Origin of the sequence: Rhodococcus sp. ACS1 (genome assembly GCF_002300155.1) — a bacterium.
Taxonomy (GTDB): Bacteria; Actinomycetota; Actinomycetes; order Mycobacteriales; family Mycobacteriaceae; genus Rhodococcus_F; species Rhodococcus_F koreensis.
Window position 1 is genome coordinate 385,961 of the sequence record NZ_NSDZ01000003.1, and the last position, 15,172, is coordinate 401,132.

11 protein-coding genes and 1 pseudogene are annotated in these 15,172 nt (G+C 67.9%); 3 read left to right on the plus strand and 9 right to left on the minus strand.

The window, feature by feature from the left end:
* The first annotated feature begins 6 nt into the window (after positions 1 to 6).
* Both gnd and pgi read left to right on the plus strand, forming a co-directional pair.
* The gene (gene gnd / locus CJ179_RS12300; RefSeq protein ID WP_095861713.1) at positions 7 to 1,062 is read left to right on the plus strand and encodes a phosphogluconate dehydrogenase (NAD(+)-dependent, decarboxylating); all 1,056 of its coding nucleotides are present in this window, start codon (positions 7 to 9) and stop codon (positions 1,060 to 1,062) included.
* A 3-nt stretch (positions 1,063 to 1,065) separates the two neighbouring features.
* Positions 1,066 to 2,733, plus strand: coding sequence for a glucose-6-phosphate isomerase (gene pgi, locus CJ179_RS12305; protein WP_095861675.1), 1,668 nt, complete (start codon positions 1,066 to 1,068; stop codon positions 2,731 to 2,733).
* A 161-nt stretch (positions 2,734 to 2,894) separates the two neighbouring features.
* Here pgi and CJ179_RS52685 read toward each other — a convergent pair.
* The 4 genes and pseudogenes from CJ179_RS52685 to CJ179_RS12325 form a co-directional block, all read right to left on the minus strand.
* Positions 2,895 to 3,221, minus strand: a pseudogene (locus CJ179_RS52685) (LysR substrate-binding domain-containing protein); the annotation flags it as partial.
* Positions 3,181 to 3,567 (minus strand): LysR family transcriptional regulator, encoded by a 387-nt coding sequence (locus CJ179_RS53985; RefSeq protein WP_095861677.1) that lies wholly within the window; start codon positions 3,565 to 3,567, stop codon positions 3,181 to 3,183. The pseudogene CJ179_RS52685 and the gene CJ179_RS53985, both read right to left, overlap by 41 nt.
* Entirely contained in the window at positions 3,554 to 4,936 is a 1,383-nt protein-coding gene (locus tag CJ179_RS12320) for an L-serine ammonia-lyase (RefSeq protein ID WP_095861678.1), read from the minus strand. The genes CJ179_RS53985 and CJ179_RS12320 overlap by 14 nt, the downstream gene beginning before the upstream one ends.
* 261 nt (positions 4,937 to 5,197) lie before the next feature.
* Positions 5,198 to 6,556, minus strand: a complete 1,359-nt coding sequence (locus tag CJ179_RS12325; protein WP_095861679.1) for a folylpolyglutamate synthase/dihydrofolate synthase family protein — start codon at positions 6,554 to 6,556, stop codon at positions 5,198 to 5,200.
* Positions 6,557 to 6,654: 98 nt separating this feature from the next.
* On the opposite strand from CJ179_RS12325, the gene pabB reads away from it, so the two are divergent.
* Complete coding sequence (pabB, locus tag CJ179_RS12330) at positions 6,655 to 8,754, plus strand: aminodeoxychorismate synthase component I (protein ID WP_095861680.1); 2,100 nt, start codon at positions 6,655 to 6,657, stop codon at positions 8,752 to 8,754.
* A gap of 115 nt (positions 8,755 to 8,869) precedes the next feature.
* Here pabB and CJ179_RS12335 read toward each other — a convergent pair whose 3' ends face one another.
* Genes CJ179_RS12335 through glyA form a run of 5 tightly spaced genes read right to left on the minus strand, consistent with a single transcriptional unit; the run spans position 8,870 to position 15,165 of the window.
* Complete coding sequence (locus CJ179_RS12335; RefSeq protein ID WP_095861681.1) at positions 8,870 to 9,463, minus strand: sarcosine oxidase subunit gamma; 594 nt, start codon at positions 9,461 to 9,463, stop codon at positions 8,870 to 8,872.
* The gene (locus CJ179_RS12340; RefSeq protein WP_095861682.1) at positions 9,456 to 12,332 is read right to left on the minus strand and encodes a 2Fe-2S iron-sulfur cluster-binding protein; all 2,877 of its coding nucleotides are present in this window, start codon (positions 12,330 to 12,332) and stop codon (positions 9,456 to 9,458) included. The genes CJ179_RS12335 and CJ179_RS12340 overlap by 8 nt, the downstream gene beginning before the upstream one ends.
* Complete coding sequence (locus CJ179_RS12345) at positions 12,329 to 12,607, minus strand: sarcosine oxidase subunit delta (RefSeq protein WP_074933911.1); 279 nt, start codon at positions 12,605 to 12,607, stop codon at positions 12,329 to 12,331. The genes CJ179_RS12340 and CJ179_RS12345 overlap by 4 nt, the downstream gene beginning before the upstream one ends.
* Positions 12,608 to 12,637: 30 nt before the next feature.
* Complete coding sequence (locus CJ179_RS12350; RefSeq protein ID WP_095861683.1) at positions 12,638 to 13,891, minus strand: sarcosine oxidase subunit beta family protein; 1,254 nt, start codon at positions 13,889 to 13,891, stop codon at positions 12,638 to 12,640.
* Positions 13,891 to 15,165, minus strand: coding sequence for a serine hydroxymethyltransferase (glyA, locus tag CJ179_RS12355; RefSeq protein WP_095861684.1), 1,275 nt, complete (start codon positions 15,163 to 15,165; stop codon positions 13,891 to 13,893). Before glyA ends, CJ179_RS12350 begins: the two co-directional genes overlap by 1 nt.
* Positions 15,166 to 15,172 lie beyond the last annotated feature (7 nt).

The following is a 15,172-nucleotide window of genomic DNA, read 5'->3' on the forward strand; positions in this document are numbered from 1 at the left end:
CGGACAATGCGTCGGCTATCAGTGTCGGAGCGGCGAGCGGAGAAAGCACTTGGCCGGGTGACCAGTAGCGGCTCCCCATCCGGTCAGGTGAACCAGGCGTCGCGCGGCACTACACATAGAGCAGGTACTCGACGGATCGACGGCGAAAGTGAAACGGTCACGATGAAACTCGGTGTGGTAGGGCTCGGTCGGATGGGATCGAACATGCGCGAACGTCTGCGTGAGAAGGGGCACGACGTCGTCGGCTACGATCCGAATCCCGATGTCAGCGACGTCCGCAGCCTCGAGGCCCTCGTCGAGGCCCTTCCCGCACCGCGGGCGGTGTGGGTGATGGTGCCCGCCGGCGCGCCCACCCGCCAGGTGATCGAGCAACTCTCCCGGCTCCTCGCCCCCGGCGACGTGGTCGTCGACGGCGGCAACTCCCGGTTCACCGACGACAAGGTGAACGCAGCCCTGCTCGCCGAACACGACGTCCGCTACGTCGACTGCGGAGTCTCCGGCGGCGTCTGGGGACGTCAGAACGGGTACGCGCTCATGGCCGGTGGCCACGAAGACGACATCGCCCGGCTGCTACCGATTTTCGACGCCCTCCGTCCCGAAGGGGACCGTGCGGACTCTTTCGTCCATGCCGGCGGCATCGGAGCCGGGCACTACGCGAAGATGGTGCACAACGGGATCGAATACGGGCTCATGCAGGCGTACGCCGAAGGCTACGAACTCCTCGCGGCCGAGGAGTCCATCGCGGACGTCCCGGCGGTGCTGCGGGCCTGGTCGCAGGGCACCGTGGTGCGCTCCTGGCTGCTGGACCTCCTCGTCCAAGCCCTGTCCGAAGACCCGGGGCTGGGCTCGATCTCCGGGTACACCGAGGACTCGGGTGAAGGCCGGTGGACGGTCGAGGAAGCGATCGCCCACGCCGTCCCCGCCCCCGTGATCTCCGCGGCACTGTTCGCCCGGTTCGCGTCCCGTCAGGACGACTCCCCGGCGATGAAGGCGGTCTCCGCGCTGCGCCGGCAGTTCGGAGGGCACGCCGTCCGCAGCGCCGAGCCTGTCGAGGTCGCGTAACCCGTGACCGCGACGTCCGTATCACCGAGCATCACAGCGTTTCTCGAATGGCAGCGCCTGCAGGACCACTACGGTGAGATCGCCTCGGTGCATCTGAGGGAATTGTTCGGCGCCGACCCCCGGCGCGGCAGGGATCTGACGGTCACCGCCGGTGATCTGTTCATCGACTACAGCATGAGCCGCATCGACCGCGACACGCTGCCGCTGCTCGTCGCGCTGGCCCGTGCCGCCGGTCTCGAGGACCACCGCGACTGCATGCTCCGCGGAGACCCGGTCAACACCACGGAGAACCGGCCCGCCCTGCACACCGCGTTGCGGCTGCCCGCATCTGCGGAACTGTCTGTGGATGGGCGCGACGTCGTCGCCGACGTGCATCGAGTGCTGGACCGGATGGCCACCTTCACCGACCGGGTGCGCAGCGGCCGGTGGCGGGGAGCCACCGGCCGGCGCATCACCACCGTCGTCAACATCGGGATCGGCGGATCCGACCTCGGCCCGCGGATGGTGTGCCAGGCGCTGCGCCCTTACTCCCACCCCGATCTGTCGGTGCGGTTCGTCTCCAACGTCGATCCGGCAGACCTGCTGGCTGCCCTCGACGGCCTCGATCCGGCGACCACCCTGTTCGTCGTCGCGTCGAAGACCTTCACGACGATCGAGACCCTCACCAACGCCACCGCGGCCCGGTCCTGGGTCATCGGCGCGCTCGGGGAGGACGCGGTCGACCGGCATTTCGTGGCCGTGTCCACCAACGCGGCGAAGGTGGCCGAGTTCGGCATCGACCCGGCCAACATGTTCGAGTTCTGGGACTGGGTCGGTGGCCGCTACTCGATCGGCTCGGCGATCGGCCTGCCGGTGATGCTCGCGATCGGACGAGGTGCGTTCGGCGACTTCCTCGCCGGCATGCACACCGTGGACCGGCATTTCGTGACGGCGACGCTCGAGTCGAACGCACCGGTCCTGCTCGCTCTGCTGGGTTTCTGGTATGCGAACTTCTTCGACGCCGAGACCCGGGCGGTCCTGCCCTACGCCAACGACCTCGCAGCCCTGCCCGCGTATCTGCAGCAACTCGCGATGGAATCGAACGGCAAGTCCGTGCAGCTGAACGGGACGCCGACCGACGTCTCCACCGGGGCGATCTGGTGGGGTGAGCCCGGCACCAATGGGCAGCACGCCTTCTACCAGCTCCTGCACCAGGGCACCCGCCTGGTCCCGGTCGACTTCCTCGGATTCGCCGAACCGGCCGCCGACCTGCCGCTGAGCGACGGCAGCGGCAGCATGCACGACGTTCTGGTCAGCAACCTGCTCGCCCAGCGCAGAGTGCTCGCATTCGGCCGTACCCCGGCGGATCTCGCCGCCGACGGGATCCTCGAAGACCTGATTCCCCACAAGGTGATGGCGGGGAACCGTCCGTCGACCACGATTCTCGCCCCCGAGCTGAGTCCCGGCGTGCTCGGCCAGCTGATCGCGCTCTACGAGCACCAGGTCTTCACCGAAGGTGTGCTGTCGAACATCAATTCGTTCGACCAGTGGGGCGTCGAACTCGGCAAGGATCAAGCCCTGCAACTACACCGGGCAGTCGGTGGGGGCGGGGTCGCCGAGAGTGTGGACAGTTCCACCGAAGCGATCGTGCAGTGGTACCGGGCAATCCGCGACGGCTCCCCCCGAATGTGAGCACCGGCGACCACCGGCCCCTCGTGCCCACCACCCACCTCCTGCGCAGTCGTCATGACGACGTGCCGGAGGAAGCGGTGTTGCGGATTGTAGTTGTGGACCCGATGCCACCACATGCGCTGGACCAGGGGTGCGAGGCGGACGGGGCACGGGCGGCTCACCAGCCCACGACTGTCGACGGCGGCGTCGAACAGGCGTGTGGGGACCAGTGCCAGACGGTCGCTGCCGACAACCAGAGGCGGCACCGTCAGATACGTCTCCGTGCTGACCTGCACCCAGGGTTCGATCCCCCTCAGGCGCAACAGTTGCGCCGCGGAATCTGCCGGGGTTCGACTGTGCCGGAAGAGCACCCACGGGAGGGCCTGTAGGTCGTCGATCGAGGGTCCGTGCGGTGCGGACGGGTGGTGCCGGTCCATCACGATCACCCATTCGTCGTGGAACAGTTCCTCACTTGGCAGGTCTCGACCGAGGTCTTCCGGCACCAGCATCAAGTCCAGTGCGGTCAAGATCTGCTCCGCCTGCGGCAGATGATCCGGTGCGGCAGGGACGAACCGCAATCGCGCGTTCGACGCCGTCCAGCACGAGTCGAGTGTGCAGGCGCAGTTCCATTCCCAGGGGCGTCAGCTGAAACCGATTTCCGACCCGCCGCAGCAATTCGTCGTCGAAGTGCCTGCGCAGTCGGCGAAGGGCTGCCGAGATGGCCGGCTGCGAGACTCCGAGTTGCTCGGCGGCCCGGGTCGCGTTCTGGTGATACAGAACTGCGTCGAGCGTGATGAGCAGGTTCGTCAACGCGGAACGGGTGAAGTAACTTGCCTTCCGGTCAGCACTCGACATAGTTGACGGGAACGTTGACCGCGAGGCCGCCGGTGGAGGTCTCCTTGTACTTCGAGAGCATGTCGGCGCCGGTCGAGCGCATCGTCTCGATCACTTGGTCGAGACTGACCCGGTGGGTACCGTCACCGCGCAGCGACATCCGGGCGGCGTTGATGGCCTTGCCCGCCGAGATCGCGTTCCGTTCGATGCACGGAATCTGCACCAGACCTTCGATCGGATCGCAGGTCAGGCCGAGACTGTGCTCCATCGCGATCTCCGCCGCGTTCTCCACCTGTTCCGGTGTGCCGCCCAGGATCTCGGCCAGACCTGCCGCGGCCATCGACGCCGCCGAACCCACCTCGCCCTGGCACCCGACTTCGGCGCCTGAGATCGAGGCCCGCTCCTTGTACAGCGACCCGATGGCACCGGCAGTGAGCAGAAACCGGATCGCGGTGCCGTCCGGGTCGGCCTTACCCGCCGGGGTGTAGTGCACGGCGTAGTGCAACACGGCGGGAATGATGCCCGCGGCGCCGTTGGTGGGCGCGGTGACGATCCGGCCGCCCGAGGCGTTCTCTTCGTTGACCGAAAGCGCCACGAGGTTGACCCAGTCCTCCGCGAATTCCGGTGCACGATCCGGATCTTCGCCATCCAGACGCAGGAACCAGTCGCGGGCGCGTCGGCGAACCCGCAGTGCACCCGGCAGGTATCCGTCGCGGGAGATGCCACGCTGCTCGCACTCGACCATCACGTCGCGGATGTGCAGCAACCCGTCGTAAATTTCGATGGTGGACCGCGACTCCCGTTCGATCGACAGCATGAGTTCGCTGATGCTGTATCCGTAGCGGTCGCACAGTTCGAGGAGTTCCTTCGCGGACCCGTACGTCAGGCCACGGGACGCCGCGGTGGTGGTGTCGGTGCTCTCCGCCTCCGTGACGACGAAGCCGCCGCCGACCGAGAAGTAGGTCTCCTTGTGGACCTCGACGTTCCCGGCGGCATAGGCGGACAGGGTCATCCCGTTGGGGTGGAACGGCAGAAAGGTCAACGGACGCAACACGATTTCGTCCTCGGCGAGCGCGATGTCGCGGGATCCGCCCAGCGAGATGTGGCGGGTGCTGCGCATGATCTCGAGCCGCTGTTCCATCTTCTCGGTCTCGATCTCCTCGGGACGGTAGCCCTCCAGTCCGAGCAGCACGGCCGACATCGTCCCGTGCCCCGCGCCGGTCGCCGCGAGTGATCCGTACAGGTCTACTCGCACGTCGACGACTTCGTCGAAAGCGCCGAGCGTGTGGAGGTCGGAGACGAATCGCGCGGCGGCTCGCATGGGTCCGACGGTATGCGAACTCGACGGGCCGACGCCGACGGAGAACAGGTCGAACACGCTGATGGTCATGGAATCACAATCCTGTGTCTGTGCACCTCGGGGGCACGCGGTGGAAGCAGGGGAGGCAGCAGGAAGAACTGCGCGCTCAATCCGCTTCGCCGAGTTCCTCGGTGTACTGAGCGGGAGTGAGGAGGTCTTCGCAGGACAAAGCCGACCCGCCGGAGCGGCAAATCAGCAGATTGATATATCAGTGATGTACCACGGTAGGTCAGGTTGGGGGTGTGGTCAAGTATTGTCCGGATAACTTCCGGAAAGTGTCCGTCGACGGTGTCAGCGGTGTGCGCTCCGCGCCGGTTCGAGCACCGACGTGACGGCGCTGAGAAGAAGGAACGAGCCGCTGACGACCACCGGTGCGTCGCCCGCGACCAGTCCCGCCATCGTCACCGCCTCGATGGGGCATTCGACGGCGATGGAGCGCAAGCCGTGCGCGCGAGCGCGTTCCGCCACTTTCCGTGCGGGCATGCAGGAGGCCGCGCCGGTTCCGCCGCCGGTCTCGCGGAACTCGGTGGCCACGATCCCTGCCGCAGAGGGCGCGAGTGCGGCAAGAGCGGCGTCGATATCCTTGTCGTCCTTGAAGGCGAGGACCCAGGTCGAGGGCTGCCCCGGATAGAGGTCCTGCAGCGTCGACGTGAGGGCGGCAAGCTTCACCGCGTTGTGGGCACCGTCGAGCACGAGCTGCTGTCCGTCGACGGTCGTGCGTCGCTCGAACCGGCCGGGCAGGGTGGCATCGGCCAAGCCGTCTCGAACCCTGGCGGGGTCGAGAGACCAGCCGTCGCGGGCCGCGAGGAACTCGGCGGCGCGTAGCGCGAGAGCGGCGTTGACGCCCTGGTGGCGGCCCTCCAGGCCGAGTTTCATCGGCTCGCTGTCGTGCAATCGAACGTGCGTGCCTGCGGCGGAGATGTCGCAGGAGATCGCCCGATCGTCGAGCTGATCGAGCACGCACCGACGCTCCTGCGCCACGGTGGCGATTGTGCGCCGCACCTCACGGGAGGGGTGGCGCAGGGCGATGCCGTGACCGCCGCGCGGAAGGATGCCGGCCTTGTGCCGGGCGATCGCGGATTCGGTGTCTCCCAGCATGTCGGTGTGATCCAACCCGATTCGGGTGATCACGGCGAGTTTGTCGGGTCGGCGGATGGTGTTCGTGGCGTCGAGCAGTCCGCCGATACCGGTCTCGATGACCGCGTAGTCCACTGGCACGCTCGCAAAGTGGGCGAACGCAATGGCATTGGCCACCTCGAAGAATGTCGGCATCCCGACGTCCGAATCGGCCATGCCCTCGGCGACCGGGGCGATGCGGTCGACGAGGTCGAGGAACGCGCACTCGGTGATCGGTGCGCCGGCGACTTGGAAACGCTCCAGTATCGAACGGACATGCGGCGACAGGTGCGCGCCGACCCGCCAGCCGTGGGCGTCCAGGATCGACGCCAGGAAGGTGCTCACCGAGCCCTTACCGGCAGTCCCCGCCACGTGCACCGTGCGCACCGCATCCTGAGGCGTCCCCAACCGGTCGTAGAACTCGCCTGCGCGGGCGAGGCCGCTGCTCTTTGCTCCCCGGGGCAGTCGGTAGAGGTAGTCGGTGGCGTCACGGAAGGAGCGTCCGGGATGCAGACGTGGAATCGAGTGGGTCATGGCCGTACTCCCAACTAGTGATATACTAGTAGTTAATACACGGTATACTAAAAGTATTCCACCGATCCGTCCGTCGCATCGAAAGCGGAGGTGTATGGATGGTGCAGTCTGTCAGAACCCTGTTGGTCGACAACTACGACTCCTTCACATACAACCTGGTCGAACTACTCACTGCCGTCAACGGGGTGCGTCCGACCGTGGTACCGAACGATGCGCCGTGGGAATCGATCGACTTCTCGGCCTATGACAACGTAGTCATCTCGCCGGGTCCGGGCACGCCGACCGAGCCGTCCGATTTCGGGATCGGCGCCCGCGTCATCGCCGAGGCAGGGTTGCCGGTCCTCGGGGTCTGCCTCGGACACCAGGGCCTGTGCGCGTTGTTCGGGGCCGACATCGTGCGGGCGCCGCAGCCCGTGCACGGCAGACTCTCGCCGATCGTGCACACCGGCCACGACCTATTCCGCGGACTCCCGTCGCCGATGAACGTGGTGCGATATCACTCGCTCGTTGCGGTGGACCTGCCCGACGTCCTCGAGGTGCTGGCATCGACGGCAGACGGTCTGGTCATGGCGGTGCGGCACCGGAGCAGGCCGCTCTGGGGAGTCCAATTCCATCCCGAATCGATCTCCAGCGAATACGGGAAGGAACTGTTCGCCAATTTCCGGGATCTCACGGCACCGAGTGCGGTCGAACCGCACACCCAGTGCCGGGAACGCGAACAGCTTCCGCCACCTCGCGGCCACCAGCCGTGCTTTGCCGTCGAGTATCGACGGATAGACCGCTACCCGGACCCCGAACAACTGTTCCATGCCCTGTTCGGAAGCGGTCCGGGAACCTTCTGGCTCGACGGCAGCGCCCAACCCGAACCGGGCTCCCGCTTCACCATCATGGGGGACTGTTCCGGTCCCCACGCCGAGTACATCACCTACGACGTCGACGCCTCGATAGTGCGCATCAGCCGGAAGTCGCTGCCCGACAAGCAGATTGCGGGATCGCTCTTCGACTACCTCGACGCACAACTGCGCCTTCGCGCGGTGGAACCGGACCGCACTCTTCCCTTCGACTTCAACCTCGGCTACGTCGGCTACCTCGGTTACGAGCTGAAAGGGGAGACCGGCGGAGTTCGCGCACACCGGTCCGGGCATCCGGATGCGGCCCTGATCTTTGCCGACCGGGCCGTGGTGATCGATCACGATCAACGGTGTGTGTACGTCATGAGTTTGAGCACCGCCCCGAACGACAAGCGCAGCAATGCGTGGTTCGAGACCGCGACCGCCGCAATCGAAAGCCGAGACGCGGCCGTCGACCCGGTGTGCCCACCGGCTGTCTCGGAGCGGCCGACGGGAGCGGAATTCCAACTGAGGAACAGCGAGGCGGAGTACCAGTCGCTGATCGGCGAGTGCCTCGAACTCATCAGCGCCGGCGAAACGTACGAGGTATGTCTCACCAACAGGGCAACCGTCGAGTTCGGCGTCGATGCACCACGAATCTTCACCAATATCAAGCGACTACACCCGGTGCCGCATGCTGCTCTGCTGTCGTTCCCGGAACTGTCGGTGGTCAGCGCCTCCCCGGAGCGGTTTCTCCGGGTCGGGGCCGACCGGACAGTGGAATCGAAACCGATCAAGGGAACACGCCCGCGCGGCGCCACGGCCGACGAGGACGACACACTGCTCCGTGCTCTCGCCCGGAGCGAGAAGGACCGGGCCGAGAATCTGATGATCGTCGACCTGGTTCGCAATGATCTCTCGAAAGTGTGCGAGCAGGGGACAGTCCACGTACCGATCCTCTTCGGAATCGAGACGTTTACATCGGTGCACCAGATGGTGTCCACGGTTCGGGGCAGTCTGCGCCGAGATGCGACTGTCGTCGACGCGATTCGGGCGCTGTTTCCGGCGGGATCGATGACCGGAGCCCCCAAGATCAGGACCATGGGGATCATCGACGAACTCGAAGGGACCGCGCGCGGAGTGTATTCCGGTGCGATCGGATATCTCTCGTTGTCGGGTACCGCCGATTTGTCGGTGGCGATCCGAACGATGGTGGTCACCGACACGCACGTTCACTTCGGCGTCGGCGGAGCGATTACCGCCCTGTCCGATCCGGCGGAGGAGTACGAAGAGATCTTGGTCAAGGCGGCGTCGTCGTGCAAGGTACTCGGAGTCGAGGATCGGCAGTCCGTCGGAATCGGTGTGTGAACGCGCTTGTCACTGCCTCGCGCATCACCTCGGGACGTGAGGTGGTGCGAACCTTATTGCAGAGATCGGCCCGGGGGACGCCGTCATGTCGCCCCCCAGGCCGAGAACTGTCGCGTTACACGGGATCGACGCCGAATTCCTCGGCGGCGTCGATGAGCCAGTCGGCGAGGTAGCGGGCGAACGAGGCCCGTACCAGGATGCGGTAGTCGGTGCCGGTGTCGTCGAGTGCGGTGAGGACGACGCCGGCGAGTCCGAGCATGGTCTGCACGGCGGTTCCGGGGCGGAACACGGTGGGGTGCAGGTCGATCGAGCAGCCCTTGGCGAGGATGTCGCGGGCGTGGGTGCCGTGCAGCCGCAGGGTGGTGCGCTGTCCGGAGACGTCGATGGCTGCGCCGCCGTGCGGGGTGACCGCGGTGCGGAGTTGGGTTTCGAGGGTTTCGGGGGACTGGGTGCGGGTGGTGATCAGGAATTCGTCCGGGCCGAGCCAGATCGCGGTGGCGGTGTCCCCGGTGGTGGCGGTGGATGCGGTGGTGGGCAGGTCGACGCCGAGGACGGCGGCGGCGGCGGCGGCACCGGGTCCGGTGGGGTTCACCCAGAGGTCGATCATGGTGGCGAAGGGTTCCTCGGTGATGCGCACCGTGTCGGGGAGGTGCGCGAAGGTGTGGTTCCAGCTGTGCAGGGGGCTCAGCGGGGTGAGGGTGTCAGCCATCGCGGCGTGCTCCTTCGGGGTCGACGAGGACGGTGCCGGTGACCTGCACGGCGACGAGGTTTCCGTCCACCGGGACGTGCAGGGTGTCGCCGATTCGGGTGTGGCCGCCCTTGACGAGGGCGAGGCCGAACGGGCGGCCGAGTTCGGCGCTCATATAGCTGGAGGTGACGTGCCCGAGCATCGGGACGGGCGGCGGTGGCAGGGTGCCGTCGGGGCGGTGTTCGATGATCTGCGCGCCCTCGGGCAGCACGGTGTGCTGGTCGAGGGGTAGCAGGCCGACGAACTGTTTGCGCAGCGGGTTCTGGTTTTCCTGCCGGGTGAAGGAGCGTTTGCCGATGAAGTCGGCCTTCTTCTTCGACACCGCCCAGCTCATGCCGAGGTCCTGGGGGGTGACGGTGCCGTCGGTGTCCTGCCCGATGATCGGGTAGCCCTTTTCGGCGCGCAGGACGTGCATGGTTTCGGTGCCGTAGGGGGTGATGTTGTGTTTGTCGCCGGCGGCGATCAGGCGGGCCCAGACGGCGGGGGCGTGCCAGCCGCCGACGTTGACCTCGTAGGCGAGCTCGCCGGAGAAGCTGACCCGGGCGATGCGCACGTGGACGCCGGCGAGGGTGGTGTCGCGCCAGGCCATGAACGGGAACGCGTCGTTGGTGACGTCGAGGTCGCCGAAGACCTCCCCGATCACGTCGCGGGAGCGCGGTCCGACGACGGGGAAGGTGGCCCAGTGTTCGGTGACGGAGGTGAGCCGGACCTGCAGGTGCGGCCATTCGGTTTGGAGCCATTCCTCCATCCAGTCGAGGATTTTCGCGGCGCCGCCGGTGGTGGTGAACACCTGGTAGCGGTCCTCGGCGAGGCGCATGATGGTGCCGTCGTCGATGACCATGCCGTCGACGCCGCACATGAGTCCGTAGCGGACCATGCCGACCTTGAGGGTGCTCATCATGTTGGTGTAGAGCATGTCGAGCAGCACCCCGGCGTCGGGTCCCTGGACGTCGATCTTGCCGAGGGTGGAGCCGTCGAGGATGCCGACGCCGGCGCGGACGGCGGCGCATTCGCGGAGCACGGCGGTGTCCATGTCCTCGCCGGGGTGTGGGTAGTAGCGGGGGCGTTTCCATTGGCCGACGTCCTCGAACACGGCGCCGCGGCCGAGGTGCCAGTCGTGTAGGGCGGTGACCCGTTCGGGGTCGAAGAGGGTGCCGCGGGCGCGGCCGGCGAGGGCGGCGAACGGGACCGGGGTGTAGGGGGGCCGGAAGGTGGTGGTGCCGAGGGTTTCGATCGGGCGGTGCAGGAGTTCGGCGGTGATGCCGGAGGAGATGACCCCGGAGGTTTTGCCCTGGTCGTGGGCGGTGCCGATGGTGGTGTAGCGCTTGATGTGTTCCATCGACGTCATGCCGGCGCCGACGGCGCGGGCGAGGTCGGCGACCGTGGCGTCGCGTTGGACGTCGACGAACTGGGTGTCCTGCCCCGCGGGGTCGGGGACCCGCCACAGCACCAGCGGCGGCAGGCCACCGTCGTCGGCAGAATCAGCACCGCCGGAGTTGTCGGCGGTCGATGCCACGTCCGGGGTGGTGAAGCCCAGCGCGCCCAGAATCTCCCGGCCCGCGTTCTCGCCGTCGCGCAGGCAGCCGGGGAGGTCGAGGATGCCGTTGGCGGAGCCGGCGACGGTGACGCCGTCGAGGGTCTCGCCGGGCACGAACGCACCCAGGGTGTCGTCGTACTTCAGTGTGCCGCGGGCCTGGGAGAACAGGTGCACGGCCGGGTTCCAGCCGCCGCTGACGAGCAGGGCGTCACACGCGAGCGGGATCGGGGTGCCGGTGGTGTCGTCGCGGGAGGTGACGAGGGCGTGGCTGACCCGGCCGTTGCCGCGGGTGCCGGACACGACGGATGCGGTGCGGACGGGGATCCCCCGCGTGTCGCATTCATGCTGCCAGCGGGCGGGTGCCTGATCGCGGGCCTCGACGACCGCGTTGATGCGGACCCCGGCGTCGTGCAGGTCGATCGCCGCCTGGTAGGCGCTGTCGTTGGTGGTGAACACGACGGCCTGGGCGCCGACGGTGACGCCGTAGCGGTGCAGGAAGGTGCGGGCGCCGTGGGCGAGCATGATGCCGGGGCGGTCGTTGTCGGTGAAGACGACGGGGCGCTCGTGGGCGCCGGCGGCGACGAGGATGTGCCGGGCCCGGATCCGCCAGACCCGTTGCCGGCTGACCGCGGCCGGGGCCTGGCCACCGAGGTGGTCGGTGCGGCGCTGCAGGGCGAGGACGAAGCCGTCGTCGTAGTGGCCGAACGCGGTGGTGCGCTGCAGGTGCAGCACGTCCGGGTAGGTGGCCAACTCGGCGACGGCGGCCGCGGCCCAGTCGAGGGCGGGGGCGCCGTCGATCAGATCGGTGGAGCCGAGGAGGTCGCCGCCGGCTTCGCTCTGCTCGTCGAGCAGCACCACCCGGGCGCCGGCGCGGGCGGCGGTGAGGGCGGCGGCGAGCCCGGCCGGGCCGGCGCCGGCGATCAGCAGGTCGGTGTGGTGGTGGGTGGCGTCGTATTTCGCCGAGTCCGGGATGGTCGCGAGCCGGCCCTGGCCGGGGATGCCGCGGGCGACGAGGCCGTCGAACAACTCGATGGTGGTGGCGAGCAGCATCGGCTCGGGGAAGGGTTCCTCGATCTGCACCAGGCCGCCGGTGTCCTCGGCCCAGGCGGCGGTGATGCCGCGGGGGCGGCCGAGTTTGATGCTGGTGGTGATCTGGTGGACGCCGTTCGCGAGCAGCGCGGAGCCGAGGGTGTCACCGGGGTGACCGGTCAACTCGCGGCCGTCGAAGGTGAAGGTGTGGGTGGTGGTGCGGTCGAGGCGACCGCCCTGGCGGGTGCGGAAGGGTGCGTTCACGATATCGTCGGCTTCTGCTCGGCCACGCGGTAGACGCTGTGGAATCGGTAGGTGGCGGTGTCGCGGACGGCGTTGAACCAGCGCCGGCAGCCGGCGGCATGGGACCACCGTTCGGCGAACAGGCCTTTCGGGTTGGCGCGGAAGAACACGAACTGCGCCCACTGTTCGTCGGTCAACGCGGCCGGGTCTTCGGGGTAGTCGACGTGGGCTTGGCCGCCGTAGTGGAATTCGGTTTCCTCACGCGGCCCGCACCACGGGCATTCGATCAACTGCATGCTGACTCCTGGTTGGTGTGCGGGGGTGGGTTAGTGGGCGACGGCGGCGGCGCCGTGCTCGTCGACGAGGGCGCCGGTGACGAACCGGTCGAGGCTGAACGGGGCGATGTAGTCGTGCGGTTCGTCGTGGGCGAGGGTGTCGGCCAGGCACCAGCCGAGCCCGGGGGTGGCCTTGAAGCCGCCGGTGCCCCACCCGCCGTTGAGGTAGACGTTGTCGTAGGGGGTGCGGCCGACGATCGGGGAGGCGTCGGGGCAGGTGTCGACGATGCCGCCCCAGGTGCGCAGCAGATGCGCGCGGGCGAAGACGGGGAACAATTCCACGGCGGCGGCCATCTGGCGTTCGATGATGTGGAAGGCGCCGCGTTGGCCGTAGCCGTTGTAGGAGTCGACGCCGGCGCCCATCACCAGTTCCCCCTTGTGGGCCTGGGAGACGTAGACGTGGATGGCGTTGGACATCACGATCGTCGGGTGCACCGGCTCGAGGAGTTCGGAGACCAAAGCCTGCAGCGGGTGGGACTGCAGGGGGGTGGCGATGCCGAGCATGTCGGTGAGGGTGGAGGTGTGCCCGGCGGCGCAGAGCGCGACCTGCCCGGTGGCGATGTCGCCGCGGGTGGTGCGGACCCCGGTCACCCGGTTGCCGTCGGTGACGAAGCCGGTGACCTCACAGTTCTGGATGATGTCGATGCCGGCCTGGTCGGCGCGGCGGGCGAACCCCCAGGCCACGTAGTCGTGTTTGGCGATGCCGGCGCGGGGTTGGTAGGTGGCGCCGAGGACGGGGTAGCGGATGTCGGCGGAGATGTTGACCAGGGGGCAGAGTTTTTTGACCTCGTCGGGTCCGACCCATTCGGCGTCGATGCCGTTGAGTTTGTTCGCCTCGACGCGGCGGACGCTGTCGCGGACGTCCTGCAGGCTGTGGGCGAGGTTGAGGACGCCGCGCTGGCTGAACAGGATCGGGTAGTCCAGGTCCTCCTCGAGGCCCTCCCACAGTTTCAGGGCGTGTTCGTAGATGCGGGTGCTCTCGTCCCACAGGTAGTTCGACCGGATCAGGGTGGTGTTGCGGGCCATGTTGCCGCCCGCGAGCCAGCCCTTCTCCAGCACGGCGACGTTGGTGATGCCGTGGTTCTTGGCGAGGTAGTGCGCGGTCGCGAGGCCGTGGCCGCCGCCGCCGACGATCACGATGTCGTAGGACTTCTTCGGTTCCGGGTTACGCCACAGAAAGTCCGGGTGGTCGGGCAGGTGCGCACCGGGCGGGGTCGCCGCAGTGCCGGAGCTCAGGGTCGTCATCAGTTCGTCTCCGTGAGGTCGGGGTAGAGCGGGAACGCGGCGGCGAGGGCGTCGACCCGGGCCCGCAGCGCGGTCAGGCCGGCCTCGTCGGTGGCCGGGCGCAGGGCGTGGCTGATGATGTCGGCGACCTCGGTGAACGCGGCCTCGTCGAAACCGCGGGTGGCCAGCGCGGGGGTGCCGATCCGCACCCCGGAGGAGATCATCGGCGGGCGGGGGTCGAACGGGACGGCGTTGCGGTTGACGGTGATCCCCACCCGGTGCAGCCGGTCCTCGGCCTGCTTGCCGTCGAGTTCGGACTCACGCAGGTCCACCAGCACCAGGTGCACGTCGGTGCCGCCGGAGACGACGTTGATCCCGGCGGCCCGCGAATCGGTTTGCAGCAGGCGGTCGGCGAGGATCTTCGCGCCGGCCAGGGTGCGCTGCTGGCGTTCGGCGAATTCGGGTTCGGCGGCGAGCTTGAACGCGACGGCCTTGCCGGCGATCACGTGCTCGAGCGGGCCGCCCTGCTGGCCGGGGAAGACCGAGGAGTTGAACTTCTTCGCCAACGCCGCGTCGTTGGTGAGGATGACGCCGCCGCGGGGCCCGCCCAACGTCTTGTGGGTGGTGGAGGTGACCACGTGCGCGTGCGGGACGGGGGAGGGGTGCAGTCCGGCGGCGACCAGGCCGGCGAAGTGCGCCATGTCGACCATCAGGTAGGCGCCGACCTCGTCGGCGATGGCCCGGAACCGGGGGAAGTCGAGGCGGCGGGGGTACGCGGACCAGCCGGCCATGATCAGCTTCGGGCGGTGCTCGCGGGCCAGGCGTTCGACCTCGTCCATGTCGACGAGGTGATCGTCCTCGCGGACGTGGTACGCGGCGACGTCGTAGAGCTTGCCGGAGAAGTTCAGCTTCATCCCGTGCGTGAGGTGACCGCCGTGCGCGAGATCCAACCCGAGGATGGAATCACCGGGGGTCAGCAGCGCCGCCATCGCCGCGGCGTTGGCCTGCGCCCCCGAATGCGGTTGCACATTCGCGAACCCCGCACCGAACAGCGACTTCAGGCGGTCGATCGCCAACTGCTCGATCACGTCGACGTGCTCGCAACCCCCGTAATAGCGGCGGCCCGGGTAGCCCTCGGCGTACTTGTTGGTCAGCACCGACCCCTGCGCCTGCATCACCGCGAGCGGCGCGAAATTCTCACTGGCGATCATCTCCAGGGTGCCCTGCTGCCGCGCCAACTCGGCCCCGATCGCCGCATGCACGGCCGGATCGAGATCCACCAACCGCCGAGTCAACGTCGGA

Excerpts from the sequence above, each read along its gene's own strand:
- gnd (WP_095861713.1), top strand. The coding sequence starts at position 7 with ATGCGTCGGCTATCAGTGTCGGAGCGGCGAGCGGAGAAAGCACTTGGC.
- CJ179_RS53985 (WP_095861677.1), bottom strand. The coding sequence starts at position 3,567 with ATGTCGAGTGCTGACCGGAAGGCAAGTTACTTCACCCGTTCCGCGTTG.
- CJ179_RS12320 (WP_095861678.1), bottom strand. The coding sequence starts at position 4,936 with ATGACCATCAGCGTGTTCGACCTGTTCTCCGTCGGCGTCGGCCCGTCG.
- CJ179_RS12325 (WP_095861679.1), bottom strand. The coding sequence starts at position 6,556 with ATGACCCACTCGATTCCACGTCTGCATCCCGGACGCTCCTTCCGTGAC.
- pabB (WP_095861680.1), top strand. The coding sequence starts at position 6,655 with ATGGTGCAGTCTGTCAGAACCCTGTTGGTCGACAACTACGACTCCTTC.
- CJ179_RS12335 (WP_095861681.1), bottom strand. The coding sequence starts at position 9,463 with ATGGCTGACACCCTCACCCCGCTGAGCCCCCTGCACAGCTGGAACCAC.
- CJ179_RS12345 (WP_074933911.1), bottom strand. The coding sequence starts at position 12,607 with ATGCAGTTGATCGAATGCCCGTGGTGCGGGCCGCGTGAGGAAACCGAA.
- CJ179_RS12350 (WP_095861683.1), bottom strand. The coding sequence starts at position 13,891 with ATGACGACCCTGAGCTCCGGCACTGCGGCGACCCCGCCCGGTGCGCAC.